Annotated in this window: 7 protein-coding genes and 6 pseudogenes; 6 read left to right on the top strand and 7 right to left on the bottom strand. The window is 68.8% G+C overall.

The genetic code is table 11. From position 1 onward, the window contains the following. A pseudogene (locus ABZ893_RS35980) lies at window positions 1–129 on the top strand (TetR/AcrR family transcriptional regulator); the annotation flags it as partial. Here ABZ893_RS35980 and ABZ893_RS35975 read toward each other — a convergent pair. Then, window positions 92–535 carry a hypothetical protein gene (locus ABZ893_RS35975; protein WP_361412559.1) on the bottom strand — a complete coding sequence of 148 codons (444 nt, stop codon included), beginning with the start codon at window positions 533–535 and terminating at the stop codon, window positions 92–94. The pseudogene ABZ893_RS35980 and the gene ABZ893_RS35975 sit on opposite strands and share 38 nt — an antisense overlap. 519 nt (window positions 536–1,054) lie before the next feature. On the opposite strand from ABZ893_RS35975, the gene ABZ893_RS35970 reads away from it, so the two are divergent. The 3 genes and pseudogenes from ABZ893_RS35970 to ABZ893_RS35960 all read left to right on the top strand — a co-directional run. Further along, a complete protein-coding gene (locus ABZ893_RS35970; RefSeq protein WP_361412557.1) occupies window positions 1,055–1,849 on the top strand; it encodes a DUF4241 domain-containing protein in 795 nt (264 codons plus the stop codon). Then, window positions 1,846–1,938: pseudogene (locus tag ABZ893_RS35965) on the top strand (MerR family DNA-binding transcriptional regulator); the annotation flags it as partial. The gene ABZ893_RS35970 and the pseudogene ABZ893_RS35965, both read left to right, overlap by 4 nt. Window positions 1,939–1,940: 2 nt before the next feature. Further along, window positions 1,941–2,102 (top strand): annotated as a pseudogene (locus ABZ893_RS35960) (IS5/IS1182 family transposase); the annotation flags it as partial. A 456-nt stretch (window positions 2,103–2,558) separates the two neighbouring features. On the opposite strand, the gene ABZ893_RS35955 reads toward ABZ893_RS35960, so the two are convergent. Both ABZ893_RS35955 and ABZ893_RS35950 read right to left on the bottom strand, forming a co-directional pair. After that, entirely contained in the window at window positions 2,559–3,032 is a 474-nt protein-coding gene (locus ABZ893_RS35955) for a hypothetical protein (RefSeq protein WP_361412555.1), read from the bottom strand. Window positions 3,033–3,563: 531 nt separating this feature from the next. Continuing rightward, the gene (locus ABZ893_RS35950; RefSeq protein ID WP_361412553.1) at window positions 3,564–4,127 is read right to left on the bottom strand and encodes a hypothetical protein; all 564 of its coding nucleotides are present in this window, start codon (window positions 4,125–4,127) and stop codon (window positions 3,564–3,566) included. A 346-nt stretch (window positions 4,128–4,473) separates the two neighbouring features. Between ABZ893_RS35950 and ABZ893_RS35945 the strand changes: the two genes are divergently transcribed. Then, complete coding sequence (locus tag ABZ893_RS35945) at window positions 4,474–4,608, top strand: hypothetical protein (protein WP_361412551.1); 135 nt, start codon at window positions 4,474–4,476, stop codon at window positions 4,606–4,608. Window positions 4,609–4,697: 89 nt separating this feature from the next. Here the strand turns inward: ABZ893_RS35945 and ABZ893_RS35940 are convergent. After that, a pseudogene (locus ABZ893_RS35940) lies at window positions 4,698–4,991 on the bottom strand (restriction endonuclease); the annotation flags it as partial. A gap of 18 nt (window positions 4,992–5,009) precedes the next feature. Continuing rightward, a complete protein-coding gene (locus ABZ893_RS35935; protein WP_361412549.1) occupies window positions 5,010–5,387 on the bottom strand; it encodes a hypothetical protein in 378 nt (125 codons plus the stop codon). A gap of 401 nt (window positions 5,388–5,788) precedes the next feature. Between ABZ893_RS35935 and ABZ893_RS35930 the strand changes: the two genes are divergently transcribed. Further along, on the top strand, window positions 5,789–6,082 hold the full coding sequence (locus ABZ893_RS35930) for a hypothetical protein (RefSeq protein ID WP_361412547.1): 294 nt from the start codon (window positions 5,789–5,791) through the stop codon (window positions 6,080–6,082). 68 nt (window positions 6,083–6,150) lie between these two features. Here the strand turns inward: ABZ893_RS35930 and ABZ893_RS35925 are convergent. Then, a pseudogene (locus ABZ893_RS35925) lies at window positions 6,151–7,318 on the bottom strand (IS30 family transposase). A gap of 616 nt (window positions 7,319–7,934) precedes the next feature. Further along, a pseudogene (locus ABZ893_RS35920) lies at window positions 7,935–8,189 on the bottom strand (hypothetical protein); the annotation flags it as partial.

Raw genomic sequence — 8,189 nt, 5'->3', positions numbered from 1 at the left:
GCCGCCTTCATCGGAGCCGTCAACGGCCTGATGCACGACTGGGTTGTCGGCTGGGTCGACGCGACCGCCGAGGAGATCGCCGACGAACTCATCAAGATCGCCATGGGGCGGTTCCGGATCGCTGACTGATCCGGCGCTGCGATCCGCAAGCCAGGTCAGCCGGTTGGCTCATGGCATCTCCGAACGAGAACCCCTCGGACACCGGCCCGCGAACCGCTGGGGCCCTGGGCAGGTTCTCTTCGCGTGCAGGCGAGGCGTTGAGACCGTCACGAGGATGGCGAGTGCTTCCGCGAGGTCGATGCGGAGGTTCTCGATGGCCTTTGAGGGCGGCTGCGGCGACGCGGTCGTAGGCGGCGTAGCAGTGGGCTGCCACGGCGCGGAGACCGTCGTTGCGTGTGGCGTGGAGGCACAGCTCCGGCTGGGCGGTCTGGGCGCGACGGGAGGGTCGGGCCTCGACAGCATCGTGAAAGGGCCCGACTCCCAGGAGCCGGACCCTCTCTTGGTCCCGGTGCCCTCGCAACGGCTCGGCCGCCACCGCTGGGTAGTCGAGAGGACGGTGTCTTGGCTGAGCGGCTGCCGGTGCCTCCACCGACGCTACGAACGCAAAGCGGAACACTTCCTCTGTGCCGTGCTCCGGCGACCCGCTCCCGGCCGTTGGAACACGTCGCGCGGCCGTCCGGTGCCCGGGTGAGCTCAAAGACGCCCGGGGCGCAGTGGACACGCTTGATGGGCAGGCCGGGGCGGAACAGCCCGGTGCGCAAGTTGGGGACGAAGGGTCCTGCACGACGCGGCGGAAGCGTCGGCGCTGAGCGGGGGTGAGGTGCTGGAGGTCGGTGGTGAAGCGGGGGAGCGTCTCGTACGTTGGCACGGTGTCCTCCGGGCAGCACGATGAAGCCCCCGGCGGTTGCAGGGGTGGCTTTATCAGTGAGCCATGGGTTCTGGCACAGATCTTGGGGAGCGATCACGGATCGTGACAATGCACGAAGTGCCGATGTCAGCGGGCCGACGTAGCTTTCGGTTGACCGCCCGGCCGGGCGGTGAGGAGGGGTGAGACATGGAATGGGTCGGGGACGCTCGGCTGGCAGCCGGGCCTGAGGCCACCTGGTACCTGAAGGAGGCTTTCACGCCCGGTGCGCATCTGGGGACGGTGTACGACGATCCGACAACGCCGGTAGTCGTGACAGGGGTCGAGGAGCTGACCACCATCCGCGTTCCCAGCGGCCGGCTCGTCGTCGATGCGCCGTGGGACGACGACGACGTCTGGAGATACGAGAAAGGGCTACCGACGAGGCCCCCGCGTGAGCTGGCGGTGAGCGTTCCCCCGGGCGTGTACCGAGTGGAGATCGCGTGGACGGCGGGCCCGTACGAGTTCTTTGGCGAACACTTCGATGGCGTTGAGTGTGCCGCGACGCGTCTGTGCATCAGCGACGACCCTGTGGTCGGGTGGGAAATGGGCCTGGGTGTCGACGAGGACATTGATCAGCTTCAGCCGGGCGATGAGCCCCGTTTCTTCTCCGACGCGAATGTTGGCTGCTTCGCCGACGCCGGCGCGTGGACGACGTTGTCCGCGCCATTTCGCACATGTGTGGATGGCCGTTGGGAGCCGCGTGGCAGCGGACAGCTGCCGGACGGTTGCGAGCGGATCAGCGACGAGTCACAACAAGCCGATCTGGTCACGTTCGGGGCCGAATCGGGTGGCGTCGTGTGGTTGGGCCGCACCAAGGCTGGCGACGTGGCCGCGATCGTCGTCACCAGTGGCATGGCCGGCGCCAAAGCCCCGGACAGTGTGACCCTCTCCCTACGTCAGGCTTACGCCTGTAGGCCGGCGATAGGGCAGGTGGATGAGTGACTCCGGGGGAGGAGGTCTCAGCCTTCGCCAAGGTGACGGTGCGTACGCTGCACCGCTACGACACGGCAGGGCTGCTCTCGCCCGGCGGCGCGGGCGGCCTCCGGCCTTCGACCGCGAGGATTACAAGGCCCGACACGCGGTCGAGTGCGGAATCAACCTGCTCAAGCGCAACCGGGCGGTTGCCACTCGGTTCGACAAACTCTCGGTCCGCTTCGAAGCCACCGTCCTGGTCGCCGCGATCGGCGCATGGTGATGACGGGCCTGAACTGTCGGTTGCAGATGCCATGCTGACCGCGACCGGGGCGGATGGGCGAGGGAGATAACAGTCCAAGACTAACGATGACGAGGTCATGGCCCGCATCGGCAGCCGCCTCATCCCGGTCAAGCCGCTCGTGGGTACGGTCGTCGGCGCCGAGCCGCGCTACGCCATGACGCCGAGATCGCCCTGCGGGAACTCGGCTTCCGCATATTCGTGGCGCGGCTCTACGACCCTGCCGGAAACCCGGTCAGGCTGAAGAACGAGCAGCTCACCGGCGCCACGCCCTGACGTCAGCCGCCGGCCCGACGAAGTGCGGCTCGCGGGGTGACGGACCGGCGTGGCGGGGGCACGCCACCGACCAGCACGAGCAGCTCCTACCCAACGCACACGAGTCCCGTGACCTGCGGCTTCAGGATGGAATGAGCTCATTGGTGGCGGCGATGTTCTGGGTCATCGTGCCCAGCTGGGTTCTCTGTCATTTCGTGGGAGGTCGTGTGCGCCGGCGGTGGGGTGGTAGCGGTGGTTGAAGTCGAGGGGGATGTTCAGGGCGAGGAAGTTCCTGCCGTCTGCTGTGTGTGCGCGCAGGTGGATGCGGTGTCTGGCCACCGGGACTGTTCTGGGGATGTGAAAGTTCCATGTCTGTTGCCAGGGTCCGGCGGGCGGCTGGGGGTTGCCGGTCAGGCGGGTGCCCAGGTTGGCGAGCAGGTCGGGTAACCGGTAGGTGCTGTTGAGGATTTTCACCGGGCCGACCTTCATGGTCGTCGTGCAGGTGACCTGGGTGAGATCGACGGTCTCTTTGAGGCTGCTGTTCATTGTCCAGCGGAGCGGGCGGCCAAGACGCGGGTAGGACGGGATCAGGGTGATGTCGTGGATGTCCAGGACGTAGGTGTCGTCGCTCGCGTCCTCCACAAAGCGGATACTCATGTTCACTCATCTCATAGAGTGGCGGGTGGGGAAGGTGCGGTGCTGTCGCCGTGGCACACGGGTGTGCGGGCGGTCACGGTCGGGGCAGCGTGACGGCAGGACGCGTGCGGCTCGCTGCCCCGTCACCTGTTCGGGTGCGCCCGGTCACCGGTGAGGCATGGGTGCCGTTGCCCGGGCCCTCGCGTCAACGGGGCGTGGTGGGGCGGGAGTCGTCCGGTGGGCGAGCCGGCGAGCCGGCGAGGCGGGCAAAGGGCACCTTTGAGGAGGCGCGCGAGGCCTGGCTGTCCGCCTCTAATATGGCGTGGCAGGCCGGTTTCGGGGGTGGCCTCGTGCCGGCGTCCCGGATGGGGTGCTCCCGGACTGTTGCCCAGATTGAGAACCCCGGCCCGATTACGGCGGGCCGGGGTTCTCTGTCATGCGATGCGTCCTGCGGTCCCCGGCCCGATTACGGCGGGCCGGGGTTCTGCCCCGCGACTACGACGACCGTCGGCCGCCCTCCGGCGTGTCTTGCGGTGGTGCGCTGGTTCCGAATCACCAGTCGCGCTCGTCGCCCCTGTCGCCCCGGTGGTTGTCGACGACGCGGAAGCTGCCTACCACCCCGTCCCGGACGTGCACGCCCTTGGTGTGGCCGGTGCGGACCCCGTCGCTGGAGCCGCGGGGGCCGACGGTGGCGATGGGGGCGCCGTTGTCGCAGGTCGCTCCGCGGAAGACCTCGACGGTCTTGCGGCTGTCGTTGCGGATGTTCAGGCTCGTGGAGCCCAGGCCGCTGACCACGGTGATGCAGCCGCCAGGGCGAGAGGAGTAGGACCGCTCGTTGATCTGGATCCGGCCCTCCTCGAATTCCCGGCCGCGGTGGTCGTTGCGGTTGTTGCGCTCGTTGCCCTTGCCGCGGTCGTTGCCCTCGTTGCCCTTGCCGCCGACGTCGCCGCCCATGGGCGCCGGGGCGCCCTGCGCGGCGGCGGGGGCCGTCTGGACCTGCGGAGCGGGCTGGACCTGCGGAGCGGGAGAGGCGGTGGCGTAGGTGATGCCGGCCGTGGTCAGGGCTGCGGCGGCAGCGAAGGCCGCGGTGACGGCGCGGGAACGGGTCATGATCATGGGTGGTTCTCCTGTTCTCACCGAGAGATCGACTCGGTAGCCGACCCGTGACTGAACGTACGCAGACTCCCCAGGGCTGTCATTTCGAGCGGAGCGGGAGTGCTACTTCCAGGGAGCCGATCGGGGTAGGCAGAACACCTGATCACCATGCCGCGCCTAATTGATGATCTGTCAAAATAGTATCCGATATGGGCGATTGACTGCCTATTAACCCGTCAAGGTGATCTCCTGATGCCAGCTCACCCTGACCGCGGGAACTTTCGGCGCGTCGCTACTTGACATACGGGACGCAGCGGTCATCGCAGGGCTGTGCGCCGGCGGACGCCACCGTGCAGCTACGACGGCTATGGCCCTGCGCGCCGTGGTCGCCGGGGACGTCGAGCAGGCCGCTGCGGTCGACGCCGCCAAGCAGTTCGCCGACCGCGACCTGGCCGTCGATCTGGTCCACCGCGACCTCGACAAGGACGTCGTCGAGCGCTGACCGCCGACGAGCACGCAAAGGGCGCCCGCAGTCATTGGAGCTGGCTGCGGGCGCCCTTTCGCACTGTATGCCTTGAGGGCCCGAGGCCCCTACCTCAGTCGAGGGGGTTTCCGCGGCGGCGGGACGGCAGGGAGGACCTCCCACAACGGGCGCCGACCGCGGGCCCACTGCTCAAGCACACGTCGGTCGACCAGGTGCAGCTGCCGGCTGCGGGCGAAGTCGCGGGCAGGCTGTGAGATCCGCCCGTTGGTCACCATCACGACAACGTCCCCCTTGTACACGGGACGGCCCGTCCCGTTGAGGGTCTGCAGGTCCGGGGTGCCGACGGCCGCGCCGTCCAAGCCCTTTTTGCAGTGCTTGCACTGCACTACCCACAGCCGGCCGAGCGGATCGTGCCCCTTTCACGTCCGCGCCGAGGTCGCCCCGGCCGCCGCAGCGCACCACGTCACGTGATCCATCGCGGGCGAACAGGTCGCGCACCGCCGACTCGAACGCGCTGTGGTGCATCGCGTCCAGCCGGCCGAGCGAGTACACCAGCCCGTCCGTGCGCAGCTGTGCGGCCCGCGCACGCTCCATCCGCCAGTATCCGCCAGTATCCGCCGGTAGACGAGACCCGCGAGGCCGAGCAGCGCCAGCAGGCCCGCAACGACCAGCACCCACCAGTGCACCCACACCCACTGGACCACCTTGACGAGCACCAGGCCGACGACGGCGAGGACGCCGACCGCCATAAAGAGCGCCTCGTCCTCGCTGCCGCGCCGCCGCTTTCGAGGGCTCACCGGCACCCTCCGGCGAACTCGACGCGATTCTGCCGCTGCCGTGCGACGCCGCTCCGGCCCCTGACCACTTCCCTGTACGGCACGGTGCCCCCTCATCTGCGAATTCCCCGCCACTGCTCATGACAGCACCCGGCACCGACACCAGCCCCGCTGTCGCGATCGCACGACCGAAAACCGCCGCAGATCGCCCAACAGGCGTGTAGGAGTGCGGAGTTGGGAGGAACTGGCTGTCAGTGGGCGCCGCTACCGTCGAATGTTGCGCCGAGGACAACCCGGCCCCGGGGTACCGCACCACTCCCTTCTCACAGCGAGGACCTCCCGTGACCTACGTTCGCCCCCACGTTCGTCGAGATGGCACCTTCGTCAAAGGCCACCACCGCCAATCCCGCCCGCGTACGGCCGTGCGCACCAGCGCGCCCCGTCGCAGGCGCCCCACCGCGCCGACTCCCCAGCCCGTCCAGTACGGGCCGACCACCTACGTCCGCCCCTACTACCGGTCCGACGGAACCCGCGTCCGAGGGCACCACCGGACGATCAGCCCCCGCACCGTCGCGGTCGCAGCCGGCATGAGCGGCGCGGGGATCGTCATACTCATGCTGATCCTTCTGGCCCTGGGCGGCAGCGGGAGCGACGCGAGCACGAAGCCGGCCGGCACCCCATCGCACTCCGCCACCCCGTCGGCCACCCACCGGTAGCCGCCCCAGCAGCAACACCAAGGCCCCGTCATTTCGGCGAATTCGAGGGGTCGTTGCAACACTGCTGGTCAGCTGGCTAGGTCCAGTAGCTTAGAGAGGCGCTCGGCTGGAGTTTTCCAGCCGAGCGTTTTGCGTGGGCGGCTGTTGAGTTCGGCGGCCACGGTCGCGAGGTGTTTGGGGCTGTGGCCGGACAGGTCTGTGCCCTTGGGAAAGTACTGCTGCAGCAGGCCGTTCGTGTTCTCGTTCGATCCGCGCTGCCACGGACTGGACGGGTTGCAGAAGTAGACCGGGATGTCGGTGGCGAGGGTGAAGGCCCGGTGTGCGGCCATTTCCGAGCCCTGGTCCCAGGTCAGAGACCGCCACAGGTGCGGTGGGAGAGTCCTGGACGGTGGCGGCCAGGGCATCGCGGGTCGCCACGGCGCTGTGGCCGCGCGGCAGGGATACGAGCAAGAGGTAGCGGGTGGACCGCTCGACCAGCGTGCCGATGGCGGAGCGCCCGTCTTTGCCAATGATGAGGTCGACTTCCCAGTGGCCGGGGACCGCCCGGTCCTCCGCCTCGGCCGGCCTGTCGCTGATCATGGCCATGTCCTTGACCGGGCGGGAGAGGCGCTTGTGGGACTGGCGGTGCGGGCGGGGCATGGTCCGGCCGGTGCGCAGAGCCCGGGTCAGCTTCCGGCGGAGTTCTCCGCGGCCCTGGACATAGAGGGCCTGGTAGATCGTCTCGTGGGTCACGTGCATCTCCGGCCGTTCGGGAAAGACGGTCCGCAGAGCCTGGCAGATCTGCTCGGGACTCCACCGCTTGGTCAGGTGGTCCTGGATGAAGTCCCGCAACTCGGGGTTCTGGCCGATCTTGCCGGGCTTGGGCCGGGCACGTCGCCGTTCGGCATGACGATCGGCGAGATAGGGGTGGTAGACCCAGCCACCCCGGGGCATGGGGCGCCGGTTTCGGCGTATTTCGCGGCTGATGGTGGAGGGGCTGCGGCCCAGCTCCGCGGCGATCTGCCGAACGGACGCCTTCTCACGCAGCCGGTCGGCTACGTGGATGCGGTCGGCCTCGCACAGGAACCTGGAGGCCGACGGCACGGACGGCCCGGCATCGACGAGGTCGAGGTGCGGTGCCTCCGGATTGGCCGGTGGCACCGCCCTGGACAAGCCAGAAGCATTGCGGCCGTTGCGCCACCGCTTGCCCGTCCGCCGGTTGATACCGACCAGCCGGGCCGCCTCGTCGTAGCTGATTCCTTGATCCACAAGCCGGAAGTATTGCTCCGGCTCGCGGACCAGCCTTCTTGGCCCCTGGGCCTGGCCCCGGTTCTCCCTGATCTTGAAGTCCATCGCACCCCTTGAACTGGGGTGTTGCGACGACCACTAGAACTCAGGTTTCTGACGGGGCCTCTTTGCTGAGGGGGCTCAGTCCGTGTCGAACCTGATTGGGTACGACACCGTCGGCGTCGGCCGGGGCACAGACCTGTGGCGGGGCTCGGTGGTACCAGGGGCCTTCGCCGGCTCCTGGACCCCGCTGCCCCGTCACCTGTTCGGGTGCGCCCGGTCACCGGTGAGGCATGGGTGCCGTTGCCCGGGCCCTCGCGTCAACGGGGCGTGGTGGGGCGGGAGTCGTCCGGTGGGCGAGCCGGCGAGCCGGCGAGGCGGGCAAAGGGCACCTTTGAGGAGGCGCGCGGGGCCTGCTGTCCGCCTCTAATGTGGCGTGGCAGGCCGGTTTCGGGGGTGGCCTCGTGCGGGCGTCCCGGATGGGGTGCTCCCGGACTGTTGCCCAGATTGAGAACCCCGGCCCGATTACGGCGGGCCGGGGTTCTCCGTCATGCGGCGTGTCTTGCGGTGGTGCGCTGGTTCCGAATCACCAGTCGCGCTCGTCGCCCCTGTCGCCCCTGTCGCCCCGGTGGTTGTCGACGACGCGGAAGCTGCCGGCTACCCCGTTCCAGACGTGCAGGCCTTCGGTGCGGCCGGGGTGGACCCCGTCGCTGGAGCTGTGGGGGCCGACGGTGGCGATGGGGGCTCCGTTGTCGCAGGTCGCTCCGCGGAAGACCTCGACGGTCTTGCGGCTGTCGTTGCGGACGTTCAGGCTCGTGGAGCCCAGGCCGCTGACCACGGT

Origin of the sequence: Streptomyces sp. NPDC046821 (assembly GCF_040645335.1) — a bacterium.
GTDB lineage: Bacteria > Actinomycetota > Actinomycetes > Streptomycetales > Streptomycetaceae > Streptomyces.
This window is presented reverse-complemented; position numbering and strand designations above follow the sequence as displayed.